Source organism: Gordonia sp. 852002-50395_SCH5434458 (genome assembly GCF_001665905.1).
GTDB lineage: Bacteria > Actinomycetota > Actinomycetes > Mycobacteriales > Mycobacteriaceae > Gordonia > Gordonia jacobaea.
On record NZ_LZTC01000075.1, the window covers coordinates 36,808 to 56,870 of the forward strand.

Here is a 20,063-nt window from a genome sequence, read left to right on the forward strand (position 1 = left end):
ATCAGGGCAAGTCCCGGACCGACGACCGCAATCCACTTGCCCGATGAACACGGCGAGTAACGGCCTCGGCCAATACTTCTCGCGTTCCGACGATCCGCACGCGAGTACGTGCCCTCGTGATCGCGGTGTAGAGGAGTTCACGCGTCAGCAGCTCTGAGCCCGCGGGCGGCAGCACGATGGTGACACCTCCGAACTGGCTTCCCTGACTGCGGTGAATCGTCATCGCGTACGCGGGTGCGACGTCTGGCAGTTGCACCGGGGCGATCAGACGCTCCTGCGCGCCGCGGCGGAACGCGACCTGCACCCGGTCGGGATCGGTCTCGTCACCGGTACGGACAACCACTCCGCAGTCGCCGTTGAACGTCCCGGTCTGTCGGTCGTTCGACGTCACCAGCAGCGGCTCACCCACGGACCACACCATCGTGTCGAGCTCGATCCGCGGAAGGCCCGGCGACTCCGACAGCCAGTCGGCAACGCGTCGTTGCCAACCGCGAACGCCCCAGAGCCCCTCACGATGCGCGCACAGAACCCGGTGCGAATCGAGCGCGGCCAACGCGGCGTCGACGTCTCCGGTGTGCGCCGCGCGGTGCAGCGCCCTGCCCCAGGCGACGATGTCGTCGCGTACGGAGTCGAGGTTGTCGGGGGCGACGAGCTGTACGTCGGCGATCTCAGGCGAGGTGACCAGGTCGACGACGGCATCCGCGTCGCCACGATTGACCGCATCGGCCACGCGGGAGATCTCACCGCCGAATCGAAACCCGCGACGCAGCGTGACAACTCCGTCATTCAGACGCGCCGATTCGTCGGCGTCCAACTCGATCGACGGGTCGAGCGGCATCGTCGGGTACGCCGACGGGGGTGGCGGGCCGGGCGCACGCTCGACGAGGTCGGCAAGGACTGCACCCGCTTCCACCGAGGCCAGCTGATGGGGATCGCCCACGAGAATCAGCCGAGCGTCTGAGCGGACGGCGTCGAGCAGTCTGCTCATCGCGGTCATCGACAGCATCGACGTCTCGTCGACGACGATCACGTCGTGCGGCAGCTTGTTGGCCCGTCCGTAGCGGGGCGTCGAGCCCGGACGCCAGCCGAGAAGGCTGTGCACGGTCACCGCCCGCACCGAGGTGGGCAACGTCCCGTCAAGGTCGACCGACGCCTGCAACTGGGCTGCCGCTCGACCGGTCGGCGCGCACATGCCGATGCGCAGGCCACCTCCGGCGACGTTGTCGAGAACAGCAAGGTTGTCGAGAACGGCAAGAATCCGCGCGACCGTGTACGTCTTTCCCGTTCCCGGCCCACCGGCGAGAATCGACGTCCAGTGCGAGGCGGCAACCTCAGCCGCGAGGCGCTGCCGAGGCTCTGCGGTGCTGTCGGCGAACACCTGCTCGACCTGCGCCCGCACCGCGGCCGCATCGACATCGGGCGCACTGGTCGCGCGGTTGGCGAGCGTCTCACGGATCGACTGCTCCTGGCGGAAGTACTTCCGGAGATAGATCAACGGACCGTCGTCTGAATCCATCAGCACGACGGGCTGCAGTGTGGACCCGCGGGCGCCGACGATCAGCGGAGAATCCCGCAGTTCGGCGAGCATCTCGGCGGCACTCGGAAGCGCGAGCGATCCCACGCCCGGCAGATCGTCGACGGAGGCAAGCGCGAAACACGTCGACCCGAGACGCACCGAGCGCACGGCGAGTGCGGTGGCAACCTGAGCCGCGACCGACACCGGCTCGCCGCACATGCGGACCACGCGCGAGGTGATGTGCAGATCCGATGCAGCGAAAAGGCCTGCGGCGTTTGCATCGGCGAGGATGCCGTCAGCGTCGCGAACCCGTCGCGCATCGTCGACGGACAGCACACCGGGATTGTCGGTGCTCACCGGTCGTCGCCTCCTTCGATGCCCGCGAGTAGATCCGACAACTCGGTGACCAACCCGGTGGGGATGTCCCATTCGTAGACACCGCAACCCGGTGGGGTGTCGGCGCCCACCATCCCGCGCACGAAGTGGTATTGCACCGGACCTAGGTGCTCGGCAGGCTTGTAGCCGGGTAGTCGCCAGCGAAGATAGCGGTGCAGCGCAACGGAATACAGCAGTGCCTGCAACGGATAGTGTGCGCCGATCATCTCCGCGGCCATCGCATCGGCGGTGAAGTCTTCAGCGCTCAGCTCGCCCGGACGCAACCGGTTGGTCTTGTAGTCGACGACGACGTATCGGCCGTCGGATGTGCGGAGCACCGAGTCGATACTCCCGGTGAGATAGCCGCGCAGTGCGCGCGGCGGAATCTCGGCGAGCGACTCGGCGTAGGCGCGCAGCGGATCCTCTTCGGAGAGATGGTGATTCATCAGGGCGGCGACGTCGGATAGGACCGCCGCGGCGGACGGCGTCGACGCCGCGTTACCGAGCGGGAACTCGAAGTCCAACTCTGCCAGCCGATCTCGCGGCCTGACCGACCACAGGGTGCCTCCGAGCGACGCCAAGGGGGTTGTCAGTACGGCTCGTAGCGCGGCGGCGAGATCGTCGACGTCGACGTCGAGTGCGTGCCTGGTCGCGGACGTGGCACACAGTTCGCGGACATGGTCGTCGATGTCGGGTGCTGCGGTGTCGACGTATTCGAGCACCTCGTGGACCAGTGTTCCGAAGGCCGCTCCGAATGGCATGCCGTTCATCAGCGACGGTGTTCCGTCGGGAAGCGCCGAAGCCTGTGCGGCTGCCGGATCCGTTGCCGCATAGGGATCGCCGGAGTCGAGAGTGTCGGCGGGATCGGCAGGCTCGTCGGTGATCAACTCGCCGTCGGCAGCGGAGCCGACCTCGGGTTCGCTGCCGGTTGTCAGGGTCGGATGTCGGTGCGCGGCACCGGCGATCAGGGCCGAGTACGAGGTGCGACGCCACTGCTGGTCGATCGTGCGGGTGAACCGCGCGACGTCGAGTTCGGGGCGGCTGTCGTCGTCATCGGGCGGTGTCCACACCGGTGCCGGCGAGTCGTCGGCGTGCTCGACACTGATCGACACCGGCGGATCGGCTGCGAGCGCGCGCAGGGTCGACACGCACGTGTGGTCGTCCGGCACGTTCACCGAGGTCGGTACGGTCTCGGCGGCGATGCCGCGTCGCGTCTCGCCTGCGTGTTCTTGGCGTCCGAACAATAATCGGTGCAGTGGACCCTTCGACGTGTTGAACGACGGTGCCCAGTGCATGACAACCTGTGACGAGGCGCGCGTCAATGCGACGTAGAGCAGGCGGAGGTCCTCGCCCGCTTCCTCCTCGTTACGACGCGCGATCCGCTCACCCCATCCGCGAGTCCCCTCGCCACCGACGTCGAGGTGACGGCGACCGGCATCGTCGTGGTAGCGAAAGGTTTTCGGCTTCGAGACCCGCGCGGCGTCCCAACCGAACGGCACGTACACGATCGGGAACTCCAGTCCCTTGCTCGCGTGCACAGTCATGATCTGCACGACATGGGTGTCGCGGTCGAGACGTCTGGTCTGATCCTCGTGGCGCCGCCACTGGGATTCATCGGCGATGCGATCCGCAAGCCACTCCACGACGCCTGCCAGCCCGCACTCGCTCTCGACGACGTGCTTGTTCACCAGCGACGCCACCTGCAGCAGATCGGTCAGTGCGCGTTCGCCGTCCTCGATTCCAAGCACACGCCCAGCGACGTTCTCGGCTGCGAGGAGACGTTGAGACAGGGCTGCGAACCCACCGTCGGCGAAGACTCGCCCCAGTTCGGCGAACATCGACGACAGCTCCGCGAGGCGGGTGTCGGAGGCCTCTGCGAGTTCGCTTGCGTCCCAACCGATCAGAGGCGTGAGCGCGGCAAGTCGGACGCGGTCGGCACGCGCCGGTTGCTCGATCGCACGGATCACCCACAACCAGTGCAGCGCACCGATCGTGCGGAAGACGCTGGTCCCGGTGCCGACGACTGAGGCGATGCCGAGTTCCGACAGCGCTCGCTGCAGCGGCTCGATGGTGCCGTTCGTGCGAACGAGAATCGCGATGTCGCCCGGGGTGACGGCGCGTGGTCCGTCGCCGGTGTCGAGCCGGGCGTCGGAGGCGAGGAGCCGGGCGATGTCGTTCGCGACGTCGGCCGTGATCGCGGACCGGACGTCGGCAACCGGAGGGAATCCATTCTTTCCACGGATGGTGAAGTCGCTTCGCGACAGGGCGCGCACGCGCAGAGCCGGTGCACCGGAGATCCGACTCCCCGACCGCGCGGCCCGAACGGGGTGCACCGTGATCGATCGATCACCGAGGCTCGCGCCGCCGTAGATCCGATCCAGCGCGGTGACGAGGTCGGCGTCGGAACGGTGATTCGTGTCGAGCGCACGGAGTGAATCGGCGACGTCGACGGCCGTCAGATAGCTGCGGACCTCCGCACCACGGAACGCGTAGATCGACTGCTTCGGATCGCCGACGAGAACCAGTTGTCGATGCCCGTGAAAGCAGCGCCGCAGGATCTCCCACTGGAACGGGTCGGTGTCCTGGAATTCGTCGACGAGGATCAACTCGAACGACGCCCGGATGCGCTCGCACGCCGCCTCACCGAACTCCGGGTCGGTGACGACCCGGTACAGAATCATCTGGAGGTCGTCGTAGGTCCGCAGTCGCGCGAGGCGCTTGCGACGTTCGACGCGGCTGCGCACGCGCTCGCAGAACCGCACCCGCTGGGTTGCGGCCGATGGTGTGGTGTCTGCGGTGTCGTCGGGTTGCGGCGCCAGCGGCACCCCCGCGCTGCGGACGGCCTCGCGCGCGATCGCCATCGCCTCGCCGACGGAGAATGGCGGGCGATCGGCATCACCCGCATACGACGACAGGTACAGATCGAGCGCGGTCTGTTCGACGATGTCGTCGGTGTCTTCGACGACGTCGTAGATCAGTTCGCGTTCGCCGAGGAAGCCCAGCGCTTCGAGCATCCGGTTACAGAACGTGTGCGTCGTCGCGATCGTCGAGGCGTCGAAATCGGAGAGCGCCTGCATGAGACGTCCACGGCGCGCGGCGATCTCGTCGGGGCTACCTGTCAGCACCGTGCGTAACACCGGATCGTCGTCGCCGTCGCGATCGGTGTGCACGCGCGCCGGGTCGAGAGCGACGACGAGGTCGGCGAGGCGTGCGCGCATGCGCTCGCGCAGTTCGGCACTCGCCGAGCGACTGAACGTGACCAACAGCAGCTTGTCGATCGGCAGGCCGTCGGCGATCTGTCGAGCCGCGACGCCGACAATCGCATACGTCTTACCTGTCCCCGCGCTGGCCTCAAGGACCGTTGTGCCGCCGGGCAACGGTGCTGCAACGTCGAAAGGCTGTGGTGCAGAGGCGGTTTCGGACCCAGGTCTTCCCGTGTCGGGGATGGTGCGCGCTTTGGTCATGACATCGTCTCGTGGTCGAGGAGTGGATTCCAGAGGGCGCGGGCGAGCCTGGTGAACAGCGGCGCCTCGGCCTCTCCGGGCAGGATCAGCCCGGCCCACCGGGGGTCGTCGGAGGTCGACATCCGCAGGATCTCGTCGAATGCGACCGACGACGTCACGTCGGCCCCGAACACGAAGCGCAGGTAGGTGTCGGTGCCCGCTCCGAACATCCCGTCGAAGCTGCGTCGTGCGGTCTCCACCGCCGCGTCAGAACGGACGCCTGCGCACACCTTGGTGGCGTACTCCTCCGCGGGTTCGAGCGGCAGGGGAAGCGGCGAGCGCAACCCGAGATCGCGTAGCCGCACGAGATCGTTGAGCACGGCGCGTGCGTCGTCGGGAGCTGTGAGCATGGACTGGGCAACCGCTCCCGCGCCGCCGCGGCCGACGACGAGCGCCGACGGCGGTGACGCGTCGGCGGCCGACGCCGCGAGCAGCAGCAATCCCAGCCACGCGGTCAATCGCTGCTTGGCCCGCACACGAGAGTACGTCGCGGTGACGATCGTCGTTCCGAACGGCGAGTTCTCGACGATGTCGGCGATGCTGCCGTGGACGCGACGACCGTCGGGCAAGGTGACGACGACGTCGCGGGTGACCGGCGGCTGCGTGCGTACCGAGGCGACCGCGTCGTACACACGTGACACCGTTTCGGAGATCTCGACCAACTCACGGCGCCCGAACTCGTATGGAGGCAGGTTGCCACGTCGCAGCTCTGCTGCCTGAGAGGTGACGAGATCGTCGCCCGCGAGCATCTGTCGTAGGAATCGGTCGCCGACGCCCCACCTGTCGAGAGCATCGAGTTCTACGTCGAGTTCGTCGGTGTGTGCCCGATCGTCGTCTGGCATTCGTGCCCCGAGTCGCTGACGCACGAAGCCCTCGATCGGATTCGCGAGGAACGCTACGAGGTCGCGCAACTCGATGTCGGCGGGTTCGAGATCGCCGACCTCGGCGTCGGACAATCGCGCGGACGGCACCGCGTCAGAGTCGAGAGCCTGTGCGCCCGCGAGCAACTCGGCGTCGAAGCTGAATGGTGTCGGAATCGAACCGATCGCGCCGGGGGTGAAATTCAACCGATCGAATCCGTGCAGGGTGTGGGTGATGACGACGTCGGAGGGGTCGTCGAGTCCTCGCAAGGTGGCGACACTCTCGGCGAGTTCGCTGACGACCACCGCGGGCGGGATGCGGCTTCCGTTCACCGGGTCGGCTCCGTTGTAGAACACGAGTAGCGAGTCCCCGGCGGCGCCGATCGCATCGAGGAACAGCTGCCTGTCTTCGTCGCGCGGATTCCGTTCCCCGACAAGCGGATCACGGCCGAGGACATCGTCGCCATCGGTGCGCTGTGCGCGTGGGAAAGTGTCGGCGTCGACTCCGAGGAGCACGATCACACGGTGTGGCACCGAACGCATCGGCACCATGGTGCAGACGGTCAGTTCGCCGGTCCGGAAGTTGGCGCGCGTCGGTCTCCCCGCCACCACCCCGGCCATCAGGTCACGGATGTCGGCGAGCAGCAGATGCTGCGAATCGGACTCATCGGCGTCAAGAGCGTCCGTTATCGCCCGGACCGCCTGTGCCCGTTGCCATTCCTCGCCCGGATCGGACAGCGTGAGCTGGTCAACGACGTCGATCAGCGTCTGTTGCCACGCTGCACGGGAGGAACGACCTCCCATGCGGTCGAAGAGGTCTGCGAGCCGGTCGACGAATTCCGTGAACCTGCCGGCCAAGTCGATCTCGGTACTCTCCACACCTGCCAGCGGGAGCGCGGCGCCCAACCATTCGCCGTCGGCCTCCTCGGCGACTGCTCCGAGAGCGATGCGATCGACTCCGCTCGCGAAGGTTCCCTGACGGAAGCCGGACAGTCCGAATCGGGCGCGTTCATTCTCTCCGAGACCCCAGCGAATGTTGCTGTGCGCCAACCACTCCCGAATCATGTCGAGATCGTCGTCGTCCATCGCGAACCGGGACCGAACCGGCGAACGGCTCAACAGGTCGACGATGTCGCCTGCCGCTGCTCGACTCGCAGCGAGTTCGACGATCGACGCCACCACGTCGAGGACGGGGTTCACCTGACGGGGACCGCGGTCGGCCAGGCGCACCCGGAGGTTGAACGCCGGGTGGTCGAGGCCGGATTGACCGAAGGCACCACGGATGAGCGGCGCGAACGACTCGACGTCGGGACACATGATCAGGACGTCGCGCGGTTCGAGCGTCGAATCGTCGGCGAACAGGTGCAGCAGTCTGTCGCGCATGACCTCGACCTGCCGCTCGGCACCGTGGCACGCGTGTATCTCGAGCGACGAGTCGGCCGGCGCCGTGGTCGGGTGCACGGTGTCGTCGCGCAGGTCGGCCTGCAGGCGCGGCAGCAGACGTGTCGAGTCGACGCCCGCCCCGGCTCGAGACTGTTGGACTCGAGACTCGTGATAGATGTCGCTGTCGACGATAGGGGCGATGCGTTGCTGGAGTTCCTGGACATCGCGCGACAGCCCGGCTAGCAGCGGATGATCGATCGCGGGGATCGGCCGGTCGGCGCGACGCACCTGATCGACGGTTTCGGAGCCCGCCTGTGTATCGGCGCGCGCCACCGATGCCCACAGCGCAGGCGACGGGTGCGGCAGAAACAGGTGCACATCGCGATGGCGTGCGAGTGCAGACAGTATTTGTCGGAATGATTCGGTCACTCGAGTCGCACCGAAGACACTGATGCGTTCGGGGAGGTCGACGGCATCGGGGTCAGAGCGGACGCGTGCGCACACGTCGTCGAGCAGAAGCGCGGGATGGTCGACGCCGATCCGCGCGTGTACCGCCCGCCAGAATCGGGCCTGCCACTTCATGTCCGATGCGAGTGCCGCCCCGGATCCGTCGGTGTCGTGGCCGTTGGCCCATTCGACAAGCATTGCGGGGCGCTGGCGCCCGTACCGATCGAAGAGGTCGGCGAGATGGCGAGCGGTGGCGAAGCGTCGGCCGATCCGTAGGTCACTGTCGCCTGCCGTCGCGGAGCGACCCGAACCTGCCGTCGCGGAGCGACCCGAACCTGCCGTCGCGGAGCGACCCGGACCTGCCGTCGCGGAGCGACCCGAACCGATATGTCGCGCAATGATGTCGAGTGCCGGATCGTCGATGTTCTCGTCGAGGACGGCGAGGACCTGCCACACCATTCGTGCTGGTTCCCAGGGGTCGTGACGACCGTACGGTCCCGCGTGCGAACGCGGCGTTGTACGGACGGCATCCACGACGGCTTCGCTCAAGGCGGCCGGCGACGAGAAGTCGATGTTCGCGGCGATCCCGTCGGTGCGGCCCGCATCGGCACCCAGCGTGGTCGCGAGGTGTTGGGTCAGCCATCGTTCGACGCCGCGCGCAGGCACCGCGACGATCTCGGTTGCCATCGGATCGGCAAGCGGGGTCCGCAGGACGTCGGCGAGTGCGTCGGCGAGGGTGTCGCTGCGTTCTGCGCGGTGGAGGCTCAGCACGTGGTGTTCCGACCTCGGTCAGTTCGTGTGCATCGGCTGCGGCTCGATGCGATGCGATTCAAGGATGGCGCGGCCGTCGTCGGAGATGGGTCGCGGGCGAGAAGTACTGGGGTCGATCGCGACGAGCGTTGTCTCGGCGACGGCACAGACGAGACCGGACGGATCGGCCAGGACGGCCGTCAGTGTGTACGACGTCCGTCCGATCCGCGAGACGCCGGTGGTGATGGTGACCGGGTCGAACGAGTACTCGAGGACTGCGCGGAACTCGATGACCTGACGCGCGACCAGAATCGGTAGCACCACCGACTTGCCCTCGAACCACTCCGCGAACGTGCGCACACGACTTTCTTCGAAGAGCCTGGCGAACTGCACGTTGTTGACATGCTTGTTGACATCCATGTCGCCCCAGCGCAACTGTAGGGACACTGTGGTTGCGCCCGACGGCGACACCGGACCGGGGCCAACGGACGCGGCGGGCTCGCCGGCGACGATCGGGACAGTGGTATCTGACACGCTCCGCAGCCTATCCGGCGGAACCGACATCGGCGGCACGGCGTCGTCGACAACTACACACTCACGCACGACACCCGTGTCGAAGACGCGCGCCACCTACCGTGTCGAAGACACGCACGACACACCGCGACGATCTGACCCGGTCCGGGCGGAGACTACGTAGACTCCGTGACCGGGGAGAGACTTGCAGGGGGCCATGACCGCCCGGCACGCTCGGTTTTCTTGGGGGATGTGTGAACGTTGAGACTCGCCGTCTACGGCTGCGACCGGTCGACGCGACCGACGTCGATGCGCTCGTGTTTCTCGACTCCGATCCCGAGGTCATGCGGTTTGTCTCGGGCGGACGCCCGACGCCGCGTGCCGAGATCTCCGACTGGGTCATCCCCCGCGCTCGGGCCGAACTGCGCACCGGTCGGGGTGGGATGTGGATCGCCATCGACCAGCGCTATCAGGCATTTCTCGGCTGGGTACTCCTCCGTGCGCCGCGCCACAGTCAGCGTTCGGAGATGGAACTGAGCTATCGGCTGTGCCGCGAGACGTGGGGCCGTGGACTCGCCACCGAGGCGGCCCGCGCCGTCGTCGGACTCGCATTCGACGAACTGCACACCGAGCGTGTTTTCGCGAGCACCACTCTGCGCAATTCCTCGTCGCGACGAGTGATGGAAAAGCTCGGGATGCGGGTGTCAGGCGTTCGGGCGGGCGGCGATCTCGTCGACAGGCAGCCCGCACATGGTCACGGGAATCGTGAGAACCTGGGAGAACTCGAATACGAGCTGCTCAGACACCATTGGGAAGCACTGGTCATGGGCGCCGACGCGCGCCGACACCAGGTGCTGAACCTGCCCGCGTGACGCTGGGGTGCCGTGCCGTACGTGACGGCGGTGATGCGTCCGCAACACCGCCGCGCGAGCAGTTCGGCGTCAACCGAAGGCTCACCGCGACCTACGACTGATCATTGACTACCGTTGAGATGTACGCGCGCCCTGCGCGTCGTTCCTGCAATGCGCGAAGGAGATGTTCTCGATCATGAGCAGCCCCGCTCCGACAGCCCCCGCCCGTCCTCGTGTTGTCATTATCGGCTCGGGATTCGGCGGATTGTTCGCCGCGCAGCGACTCCGCAAGGCCGACGTCGACGTCACGTTGATTGCCAAGACCACGCACCATCTTTTCCAGCCCATGCTCTATCAGGTCGCGACGGGAATCGTCGCCGAGGGTGAGATCGCTCCGGCCACCCGGGTCGTCCTGCGCAAGCAGAACAACACCGCCGTCCTCATGGGCGACGTGTTCGAGATCGATCTCAAGAACAAGGTCGTCAAGTCACGTCTGCTCGAGCGAGTGACCGAGACCCCCTTCGACAAACTCATCATCGCTGCGGGCGCCGATCAGTCGTACTTCGGCAACGACCGGTTCGCCGAGTTCGCTCCCGGCATGAAGACCATCGACGACGCCCTCGAACTTCGCGGTCGTATTCTCGGCGCGTTCGAGCAGGCAGAACTGTCCGACGACCCTGCCGAGCGCGACAAGTTGCTCACGTTCGTGGTCGTCGGTGCCGGACCTACGGGTGTCGAGCTCGCAGGGCAGATCGCCGAGATGAGCGACAAGACCCTCAAGGGCACCTTCCGCAACATCGACCCCACTCAGGCGAGGGTGATCCTGCTCGACGCCGCGCCCGCGGTTCTGCCGCCGATGGGACCGAAGCTCGGGACGAAGGCCGCCAAGCGCCTCGAGAAGCTCGGCGTCGAGATCCAGCTCAACGCAATGGTTGTCGACGTCGACTACGACGGTCTCGTGGTGAAGGAGAAGGACGGCACCACGCGTCGAATCGAGTCGCAGTGCAAGGTGTGGTCTGCCGGTGTTCAGGCGAGCCCGCTCGGCAAGCAGCTCGCAGAGCAGTCGGGCGTCGAGCTCGACCGCGCGGGGCGCGTCAAGGTGCTCGCCGACCTGTCGATCCCCGGCTACCCCGACGTCTTCGTCGTCGGCGACATGATGTCCGTCGAGGGTGTGCCCGGCATGGCGCAGGGCGCGATTCAGGGCGGTCGGTACGCGGCCGACTGCATCAAGAACGGACTCAAGGGTCAGACCCCGCAGCAGCGAAAGCCGTTCTCGTACCACGACAAGGGTTCGATGGCGACGGTGTCGCGGTTCTCAGCGGTGATGTCGGTGCCGATCCCGGGAACAGACAAGCGGTTCGAGACCGAGGGATACTTCGCGTGGGTGGGCTGGTTGGCCCTGCACCTGGTCTATCTGGTCGGCTTCCGCAACCGCCTCAACACGCTGATCAACTGGTTCTTCGCGTTCAGCACCCGTGGGCGCACCCAGCTCGCGGTGACCGAACAGCAGGTCTACGCCCGCACCGCCATCGGGCATCTCTCCGAACTCGAGAACAAGCCCATCTACGAGGTCGAGGGCGAATCGGTCGGGGCAGACGCAACGACACCAGAGGCCGACGCAGAGGTCGAGAAGAAAACCGACACCAAGGCGAGCTGACCGCCTGCTCGACTTCCAGTACAGGTCACGGCGCCATCGTCGCGAGTTCCATCTCGTCGACGAGGCGCCGTGTCTGTGCGACGGTCGCTCCGAGTGCGGTGGCGAGCGACCCGCCCGATGCCAGGCCCAGGCGGGCGGCGAAAGCCTCCGGGTCGACCTGATCGGCGCGCGTGTCCGGGTAGCGGAAGACGCTGCTGGTCGCGCGAAGGCCGGACTGATGCGCGGTTGAGCCGACACCCAGCGCCACCCGGTGTCGCAGCGCGGGAACGTCACCGACATCGACATGCAGTCCGCCCTCCCAACGCCCGCCGGCGTCCTTGTCGCCGAGTTCCGCGGAACGTCCGATCTGCACGTCTTCGGAGAGCGTGAGGATCGCATCGTCTGACATCGCGACCACGATCTCCGACCGATGATCAGCACCGGCCGCGACGACAGTCGGCTCCGGATGCAGATGTAACCGGGCACCTGGCCCGAGTTCGATGTACCACGACATCGTCGAGTCGACGCGCCGGGTCGACGGCAGGGCGATGGTCGCAGCAACACTGCCGAGGTCGAGGTGGGCGCCCGCTTCGACGATCACACGCACCTCGATGTCGTCCCCACCGAGCGGCGTAGCTGCCGTTCCGATGAGATGTGCTGCCTGCGAACCGGTTTGGCGTACGGCCAACCCACCGGATGCCCGGTGTCGGAAACGCCGACCGGGCTCGACGACGATCTCGACCCTGGTACGCATTACCCCGTCGCCACGGGCGCCGCGAGTTGTGCGCGAACCCACGCCAAGACGTCGGTGGCGGCCGGGTCGTCGGTCAACGAGATCATCGCGGTCGGCCGGTCGTCGCGGACCTTCGCGGCATCGCGGCGCATGACGTCGAGATCGGCATTGACCCGCTCGGCGAGGTCGGTCTTGTTGATCACCAGCAGATCCGAGAAGGTGACGCCCGGTCCGCCCTTGCGCGGGACCTTGTCGCCACCGGCGACGTCGATCACGAAGATCTGCACGTCGATCAGGCCGGTCGAGAAGGTGGCGGTGAGGTTGTCGCCACCGGATTCGACGAGAATCAGGTCGAGCGGTGGATTCGCCGCGACCAGGTCGTCGATCGCGTCGAGATTCGCGGTGATGTCATCGCGGATCGCGGTGTGCGGACAACCACCCGTCTGCACAGCCGTGATGCGCTCGTCGGGCAGAACAGCGTTGCGCCGCAAGAAGTCTGCATCCTCGGTGGTGTAGATGTCGTTGGTCAGAACCGCGACGGAGAGTTCCTCGCGAAGCTGGCGGCACAGCGCTGCGACCAAAGCCGTCTTACCCGATCCGACAGGTCCGCCGACACCGATCCGCAATGCCTCGCCCGGCTCGCGGTGACGTCGCGGACGGTCATGATCGTGGCTGTGCGGCTCTCCGTCGATGAGATGCGGTGGCATGGTGATCCTTTCGGGATTGTGGACAGTGCGGGGTGGTCTACGTGACTTAACGCTACGTCGCGAGGTGAACGACAACGTCAGGACATGAACAGGGGCATGGGTTGTCGCTCATGGCGTTCGGCGAAGACGTCGAGAACCGGATCGGAGAGATCAGCGAGACCCACCGCCGCCGACGCCGCGACACGTTCGCACTCGGGACCGAGGTCGGCGATCATGAGCGCGACGTCGGCGGGGTCGAGCGCGAGGAGTCGCTGGCCGGCCGTCGCCGAGCCGCTCATCGTCGTGTAGACGAGTACCAGGGCGGTGTGGAATCCCGACAGTGCGCTTGCCGCCCCCACCGCTCCACTGATGACCGGCAGATGCGTCGTCGGCATGTGCGACGACCAATCACGTTCCGGCCACATACGTTTGGCCAATCGGAGCATGCCACGGCCCTGAGCGATCGACGCTTTGCGTGCGGCCGCCGACGGCGTGCGTGCGTCGGTTTCCTGCAGCGCACGCGCAACGTCGATGCTGCCGTCGGCGACGGCCGCCGCGATGGACGCGGCAACCAAACCGCTCGTGGTGACACGTCGATGCAGGAAAGACGCGAGATCACTGACCCCACGGATAAAGCCGTCGGCGATGGCCTGTTCGACGCCGCCCGAGTGCACGTGCCCGCCGACAGGCAGCCGGGAATCGGCCAGCGACAACATCATTGCCAGCGGCGCGCCCGCGTAGCGCGATGGTTTCTCAGGTGGGGTCATGGTGCGGTTCTCGAGATCGGGGCGGGAGCATGGGCAACTCAGAACAGGAAATAGCGTTGCGCCATGGGCAGTTCGGTGACCGGCGGCGCATCCCACACCTCGCCGTCGACGGTGACGGTGAACGTGTCCGGGTCGACAGTGATCTCCGGCCGGGCGTCGTTGTTGGTCATGTCGGCTTTTCCGATTCCGCGAGTGTCGGTGACCGGCACGAGTGTGCGTCGCACACCGATGCGCTCGGCGAGGTCGGGATCGCAGCCCGGTGCGACGAAACTAATCGACGTCGCGGCAGCCAACGGTGCGCTCGCCCCGAACATCGGACGCGGCAACACCGGCTGCGGTGTGGGGATGGACGCGTTCGCGTCGCCCATCTGTGCCCACGCGATCGCGCCACCCTTGATGACGAGATCTGGTCGGACGCCGAAGAATGCGGGATCCCAGAGCACGAGGTCGGCGAGCTTGCCCGTTTCCACCGACCCGATCTCGGAGTCGAACCCATGCGCGACGGCCGGGCAGATCGTGTACTTGGCGATGTAGCGCTGCGCGCGATTGTTGTCGGCGGCGCCGTCGCCCGGCAGTGATCCGCGTTTGCGCTTCATCACATGCGCGGTCTGCCAGGTACGCAACACCACCTCACCGATGCGACCCATCGCCTGCGAATCCGAACCGATCATCGAGATCGCACCCAGATCATGGAGCAGATCCTCCGCGGCGATCGTCGACGGTCGGATACGGCTCTCGGCGAACGCGAGGTCTTCGGGCACCGTCGGATTGAGGTGGTGGCAGACCATCAGCATGTCGAGATGCTCGTCGAGCGTGTTGACGGTGTGCGGACGCGTCGGATTCGTCGAACTCGGAAGCACATTGGGAACCGAGGCGACCGTGATGATGTCGGGCGCGTGCCCACCTCCGGCACCTTCGGTGTGATACGCGTGAATGCTGCGTCCGGCGATCGCACCGAGCGTCGACTCGACGAAGCCTGCCTCGTTGAGCGTGTCCGAGTGCAGGGCGACCTGCACACCGGTCTCGTCGGCGACGCGCAGGCACGCGTCGATCGCGGCGGGCGTACTCCCCCAGTCCTCGTGCAGTTTGAAGCCCGACGCACCTGCGCGGATCTGTTCGTGCATCGCCTCGGCGCTCACCGTGTTGCCCTTGCCGAGCAGCGCGATGTTCATCGGCCAGCCGTCGGTCGCGGCGAGCATCGACGCGAGGTGCCACGAGCCGGGCGACACCGTGGTCGCCTTACTCCCCTCGGCCGGACCCGTGCCGCCGCCGATCAGCGTGGTGATGCCGTTGCCGAGCGCCTCGTCCATGATCTGTGGGCAGATGAAGTGGACGTGGCAGTCGATGGCGCCCGCGGTGAGGATTTTGCCGTTTCCCGCGATGATCTCGGTGGAGGCGCCGATCACCAGCTCGGGATGAACGCCGTCCATGGTGTCCGGGTTGCCCGCCTTGCCCAGCGCGATGATCCGTCCGTCGCGAATACCGACGTCTGCCTTGATGATTCCCCAGTGATCGAGGATGACCACACCGGTGATGACGGTGTCGGGAGCACCGTCGGCGCGGGTGGCGCGACTCTGTCCCATCGACTCGCGGATCACCTTGCCGCCACCGAATACCGCTTCGTCGCCGGCGAGACCCGGTCCGCCGGAACGATCTTCGGTCACCTCGATGAGCAAGTCGGTGTCGGCGAGGCGAATTCGGTCACCGGTCGTCGGACCGAAGAGTTGTGCGTAGCGGTCGCGTCCCAGAATTGCCATGTCAGTCGACCTTTCCCGGCGCGTCCAGCGAAATCCCGTATACCTCACGGGTTCCGCCGAGGGGTACGAGCGTCACGGTCATCTCGATGCCGGGTTCGAAGCGAACCGCGGTACCTGCGGCGATGTCGAGTCGACGGCCCCGCGCGGCGGCCCTGTCGAAATCGAGCGCCGAATTGGCTTGGGGGAAGTGCACATGGCTACCGACCTGGACGGGCCGATCACCCGAGTTCACGACGGTCAACGTCACGGGGTCGGCTCCTGCGTTGAGTTCGATGGTTCCCGGTGCGGCGATCACCTCGCCGGGGATCACCGCGGGACTGTCGTCAGACATGACACCTCTCGTTCTGGCAGCCGCGCGGTGTCGCCGACACGCCGGTACGCGGGATGACGAACATGGAATACGTTGTCGCCGTTGGCTTTTGCGCTACAAGGTCCCGGTGGCTCATCAGCATCACCCGATCGGATGATGCACGGTGACGAGTTTCGTTCCGTCCGGGAACGTTGCCTCCACCTGGACGTCGTGCAGCATCTCGGGCACACCGTCCATCACGTCGTCGCGAGCAAGGACCTCACGACCGGATGCCATGAGTTCGGCGACACTGCGTCCGTCCCGCGCACCCTCGAGTACGTGATCGGTGATCAGCGCGACGGCCTCGGGGTGGTTCAACTTCAGACCCCTCCCCTGCCTGCGCCGCGCCAGTTCCGCGGCGTAGGAGATGAGCAACCGTTCTTGTTCATGTGGCGACAGCCGCACCTGAACCCCTCTTCACGACGATCCGGGGTCGACACACCCCACTGCTGGTGTGGTCATCCTGCCACGCGCGCTGCGCCGCGGCGCGTCGAAGCGCCATCACTCGTCGACGAGTGCACCGCCGGTGGCGCGCAACTGCGCGAGGCGGGTCGAGGTGCACTGCGGCGCGATCGCGGTGACCTCGTCCTCGGTAAACGCGCCTGCCGCCAACCCCCGGCCGACGACCAGCGCCAACGACATCGCGGTGGCCGGCTCGTCGACGACGTCGCCGCCGCGTCGCTCGAAATAGCTCTGCAGTCGAGTCACCGCGGTCGGCATCGCCGACCGGTAGAACCCGGTGACCGCGGCCCATCGGGTGATCAGATGCCCCGGATGCATATCCCATCCCTGGTAGTAGCCGCGCTCGAGTGACCGCAGCACCAGCGAGTGGTGACGCCGCAACGCCGCCGCGACCTGGGCGTCGTCGCCGGTCGGCATGACCTGAGTCGAGCCGTCACTGAGCCAGACGCCGGTCTGCGCGGCCGCGGCCTGCATGACGTTCTTGGCGTGATCGGCGACCGGATGCGCGAGAGACTGCTGCGCCGAGACGATTCCGCATGCTGCGCTGTAGTCGTAGGTGCCGTAGTGCAGACCGCTCAGCCGCGGGGCGCCCCGATGCACCGCTTCGGCAACCGTTGCGCGACCGTCTTGGCCGAGGATCGCCTGCGGGATCTCGATTTGCAGTTCGTATCGCAACGAGCCGGGAGGCACGCCGTGGACGCGCTCGAACTCGGCACACAGCAGATTCACGGCGTCGACCTGCCGCACGTCGCGCAGCTTCGGCACGGTGAACACGAAACCGTCGGGGATCCCACCCGCGGCGTCGAGGACCAGTTCAAGCGTGCGCAGACCGCGGCTGCGCTCGACGACTCCGAGTCCCTTGGCCCGCAAACCCGCGGATCGAGGTGCGTGGGGTCGTTGGCGAGTCCAGGCGGCGAGGGTCTCGCCTGCCCGACGGGCGTCGGCATCCTCGGTGGCGTCCGGACGCCATCCGTAACCGTCTTCGAGATCGATCCGCAGATCCTCGATCGGGTTGGTTCGTAACCGCTCGAGCACGATTCCGACCACGTCGTCGTCCGCGAGTTCGCCGAGGACAGCCGACGCGGCGTCGGCGATCCGGAGCGCCTCGTCACCCCACGATCGCGGCGTCTGTTCGTCGACGTCTGCCGCGCTCACGTAGACGGTGTGCACCGGCTGCGGATCAGCACGATCGCCGGGGTAGTGCGCCGCGAGATCGTCGTCGACCGGCGCAAGGAGCTCTTCTACCGAGCGCCGGACGTCGGCGCCCAACGTGTGCCGCGAGGTCACGCGCCCGCAGGCATGTCGATGTTCTGGAGACGCACCTGCGACGTGGCCAGCAGGCGACCGGCGTCGTCGGACATCTCGACACGCCAGAGCTGCTGCCGGCGTCCGCGGTGGATCGGGGACGACGTGGCGGTGACGACGCCACTGCTGACCGAACGGAGGAAGTCGGTGTTGTTGTTCACGCCGACCGCGGTCTGACCCGGCCCCTGCTTGGACAGCCACACGAAGCCACTGGTGCTGGCAACGCTCTCGGCGATTGCGCAGTAGATGCCGCCGTGCACGATGCCGAACGGCTGATGATGTCGCGAATCGATCTCCAAGGTCGCGGTGACCGCGCCGTCGTCGTCGATGTCGGTGATCTGCAGGCCGAGCAGGGCGTCGAGACCCTTACCCGCGAACTTCGAGAAATCGTCCGTGTCGTCAACAGTCATGCGAACAAGAGTGTCACGACTCACGTGACCGGGCATCGCTGGCCCTGTGGCCCTTCCCCGGGAACCAGTAAGCCCCACATCCCGTTGGGGATGTGGGGCTTACCGCGACGTGGACCGGGGGTCTCTGCAGCCCTCAGGACTCTCGCGCGGTCCGACGTTGTGATTAACGTAGGCTAGCCTTACCAACATTGTCAAGGCACCCCGCGAGGCAAGTTGGCCCCGGCGTCGAGCAAGTAGAGGAAACGGCAGTAAAATGCGAAAGATGAACGGATTGGGCGATCTGGAGCGTGCGGTGATGGACTCCCTTTGGGAGAGTCCCACACCTCAGACGGTTCGCCAGGTCCACGCGGATCTATCCCGCGACCGCTCCCTGGCCTACACCACGGTGATGACCGTGCTGCAGCGTCTGGCGAAGAAGAACCTGGTCACGCAGATCCGCGAGGACCGAGCCCACAAGTACGTCCCCACCCATCCACGCGAAGACCTCGTGGCGTCATTGATGGTCGATGCGCTCAGCGAAGCGCATGCCCCCGGCTCTCGGCACGCGGCCCTCGTCAGCTTTGTCGGTCGAGTAGGCGCCGACGAAGCCGCCGCGCTGCGTCGTGCGCTCGATGAGCTCGAAGCAGCCCGCGGTACTCAAGAGACCAGCTAGATTCGCTTTAGTACCGTTGATTCACTCGCTTTCGTTCTATGTATTTACTTGCACGACTGATTCACCCTGCTATACAGCCCACCGCTAGGACAGCACTCGATGACCGCACTGCTCTTCGGCATCATGACGCTGGTTTTCGTCGGCCCTGCCCCTGAGGCGTTGTCGCGAGCCCAGTGGCCGATTCGTGCACCCCGAGCAGCAATGACGCTGTGGCAGGCCATCGCACTCGCGGCCGTGCTGTCTGCGTTCAGTTGCGGTCTGGCAATCGCGGCGAATCTGCTCTCCCCCGGCCCCGACGGCGCGCCGACGACCCACCCGCTCCGGGAGATCGAACGGGTCGGGCTTCCGCTGTGGATTGCCTATGTGGGCGTCTTCGCGCTCACGCTGCTCATCGGCGCCCGCCTGATCTTCACGGTCGTTCGCGTCGGTGTACGCACCCGTGCTCGACGGGCGACGCATCGCCAACTCATCGACATCCTCGACCGATGCGACCGCTCCGATCAGTCGCATCCGCTGTTCGGTCGCGATATCCGCATGATCGACGTCGAGCAGCCACTCGCCTACTGCCTGCCCGGCATTCGGCAGCGCGTCGTGCTGAGTGAGGGCGTCGTGGCCCGACTCTCCCGGGACGAACTCATCGCCGTCATCGCACACGAACGTGCACACCTTCGCGCACGCCACGACCTCGTCCTCGAAGCGTTCATCGCGCTCCATGAAGCGTTCCCCCGCTTCGTACGTAGTTCCTCCGCGCTCGGTTCGGTCGAGCTTCTCGTCGAGGCCCTCGCCGACGACCAGGCGGTTCGAGCAACCGCACCGACAACACTCGGGCGCGCGCTTGTTGCGTGCGCGGACGCCGTCGCACCACGCGGCGCGATGGCCGTCGGCGGGCCGACAACGCTGACCCGCGTCCATCGCCTCCGGCACGACCGCGCGCCGATCTGGCTGGTCACAGTGGCGTATTCGGGCGCGACCGCGATCCTGGTGGTGCCGACGCTGGCCGTCGCAATCCCCTGGCTGACCGAACTGAGCAGGCTCGTCGCGGCTCACTGATGCTCTCGTGGGCCGGATCGGCCTGCGACACCGTCGACCGGTGCGGTTGCGACACTTC

At 66.6% G+C, this 20,063-nt stretch carries 16 protein-coding genes; 4 read left to right on the plus strand and 12 right to left on the minus strand.

The window, feature by feature from the left end:
* Window position 1: 1 nt before the first annotated feature.
* The 4 genes from recD to A5785_RS16505 are packed head-to-tail and all read right to left on the minus strand — an operon-like array spanning window position 2 to window position 9,368.
* Window positions 2-1,873, minus strand: a complete 1,872-nt coding sequence (recD, locus tag A5785_RS16490) for an exodeoxyribonuclease V subunit alpha (RefSeq protein WP_197494593.1) — start codon at window positions 1,871-1,873, stop codon at window positions 2-4.
* On the minus strand, window positions 1,870-5,355 hold the full coding sequence (locus A5785_RS16495; RefSeq protein ID WP_064867645.1) for a UvrD-helicase domain-containing protein: 3,486 nt from the start codon (window positions 5,353-5,355) through the stop codon (window positions 1,870-1,872). Before A5785_RS16495 ends, recD begins: the two co-directional genes overlap by 4 nt.
* The gene (recC, locus tag A5785_RS16500; protein WP_064867647.1) at window positions 5,352-8,855 is read right to left on the minus strand and encodes an exodeoxyribonuclease V subunit gamma; all 3,504 of its coding nucleotides are present in this window, start codon (window positions 8,853-8,855) and stop codon (window positions 5,352-5,354) included. The genes A5785_RS16495 and recC overlap by 4 nt, the downstream gene beginning before the upstream one ends.
* 18 nt (window positions 8,856-8,873) lie before the next feature.
* Window positions 8,874-9,368 (minus strand): acyl-CoA thioesterase, encoded by a 495-nt coding sequence (locus A5785_RS16505; protein ID WP_231894218.1) that lies wholly within the window; start codon window positions 9,366-9,368, stop codon window positions 8,874-8,876.
* A 233-nt stretch (window positions 9,369-9,601) separates the two neighbouring features.
* Between A5785_RS16505 and A5785_RS16510 the strand changes: the two genes are divergently transcribed.
* On the plus strand, window positions 9,602-10,219 hold the full coding sequence (locus tag A5785_RS16510; RefSeq protein WP_064867649.1) for a GNAT family N-acetyltransferase: 618 nt from the start codon (window positions 9,602-9,604) through the stop codon (window positions 10,217-10,219).
* A gap of 175 nt (window positions 10,220-10,394) precedes the next feature.
* Window positions 10,395-11,855, plus strand: coding sequence for an NAD(P)/FAD-dependent oxidoreductase (locus A5785_RS16515; RefSeq protein WP_064867856.1), 1,461 nt, complete (start codon window positions 10,395-10,397; stop codon window positions 11,853-11,855).
* Window positions 11,856-11,880: 25 nt separating this feature from the next.
* On the opposite strand, the gene A5785_RS16520 is transcribed toward A5785_RS16515, so the two are convergent.
* From A5785_RS16520 to A5785_RS16555, 8 genes are all read right to left on the minus strand, one after another.
* Complete coding sequence (locus A5785_RS16520) at window positions 11,881-12,588, minus strand: urease accessory protein UreD (RefSeq protein ID WP_064867651.1); 708 nt, start codon at window positions 12,586-12,588, stop codon at window positions 11,881-11,883.
* On the minus strand, window positions 12,588-13,274 hold the full coding sequence (gene ureG, locus A5785_RS16525; protein WP_064867653.1) for an urease accessory protein UreG: 687 nt from the start codon (window positions 13,272-13,274) through the stop codon (window positions 12,588-12,590). The genes A5785_RS16520 and ureG overlap by 1 nt, the downstream gene beginning before the upstream one ends.
* Window positions 13,275-13,351: 77 nt before the next feature.
* On the minus strand, window positions 13,352-14,020 hold the full coding sequence (locus tag A5785_RS16530) for an urease accessory protein UreF (RefSeq protein ID WP_064867655.1): 669 nt from the start codon (window positions 14,018-14,020) through the stop codon (window positions 13,352-13,354).
* A gap of 38 nt (window positions 14,021-14,058) precedes the next feature.
* The gene (locus tag A5785_RS16535; RefSeq protein WP_064867657.1) at window positions 14,059-15,777 is read right to left on the minus strand and encodes an urease subunit alpha; all 1,719 of its coding nucleotides are present in this window, start codon (window positions 15,775-15,777) and stop codon (window positions 14,059-14,061) included.
* 1 nt (window position 15,778) lies between these two features.
* Complete coding sequence (locus A5785_RS16540) at window positions 15,779-16,108, minus strand: urease subunit beta (protein WP_064867659.1); 330 nt, start codon at window positions 16,106-16,108, stop codon at window positions 15,779-15,781.
* 120 nt (window positions 16,109-16,228) lie between these two features.
* Window positions 16,229-16,531, minus strand: a complete 303-nt coding sequence (locus tag A5785_RS16545; RefSeq protein WP_064867661.1) for an urease subunit gamma — start codon at window positions 16,529-16,531, stop codon at window positions 16,229-16,231.
* 96 nt (window positions 16,532-16,627) lie between these two features.
* Complete coding sequence (locus A5785_RS16550; protein WP_064867663.1) at window positions 16,628-17,875, minus strand: DUF6986 family protein; 1,248 nt, start codon at window positions 17,873-17,875, stop codon at window positions 16,628-16,630.
* Window positions 17,872-18,303: a PaaI family thioesterase gene (locus A5785_RS16555; RefSeq protein WP_064867664.1), complete on the minus strand. Its 432-nt coding sequence runs from the start codon at window positions 18,301-18,303 to the stop codon at window positions 17,872-17,874. The genes A5785_RS16550 and A5785_RS16555 overlap by 4 nt, the downstream gene beginning before the upstream one ends.
* A 253-nt stretch (window positions 18,304-18,556) precedes the next feature.
* Between A5785_RS16555 and A5785_RS16560 the strand changes: the two genes are divergently transcribed.
* On the plus strand, window positions 18,557-18,955 hold the full coding sequence (locus A5785_RS16560) for a BlaI/MecI/CopY family transcriptional regulator (RefSeq protein WP_005206837.1): 399 nt from the start codon (window positions 18,557-18,559) through the stop codon (window positions 18,953-18,955).
* A 99-nt stretch (window positions 18,956-19,054) separates the two neighbouring features.
* Window positions 19,055-20,005, plus strand: coding sequence for a M56 family metallopeptidase (locus A5785_RS16565; protein ID WP_005206839.1), 951 nt, complete (start codon window positions 19,055-19,057; stop codon window positions 20,003-20,005).
* The last annotated feature ends 58 nt before the right edge of the window (window positions 20,006-20,063 follow it).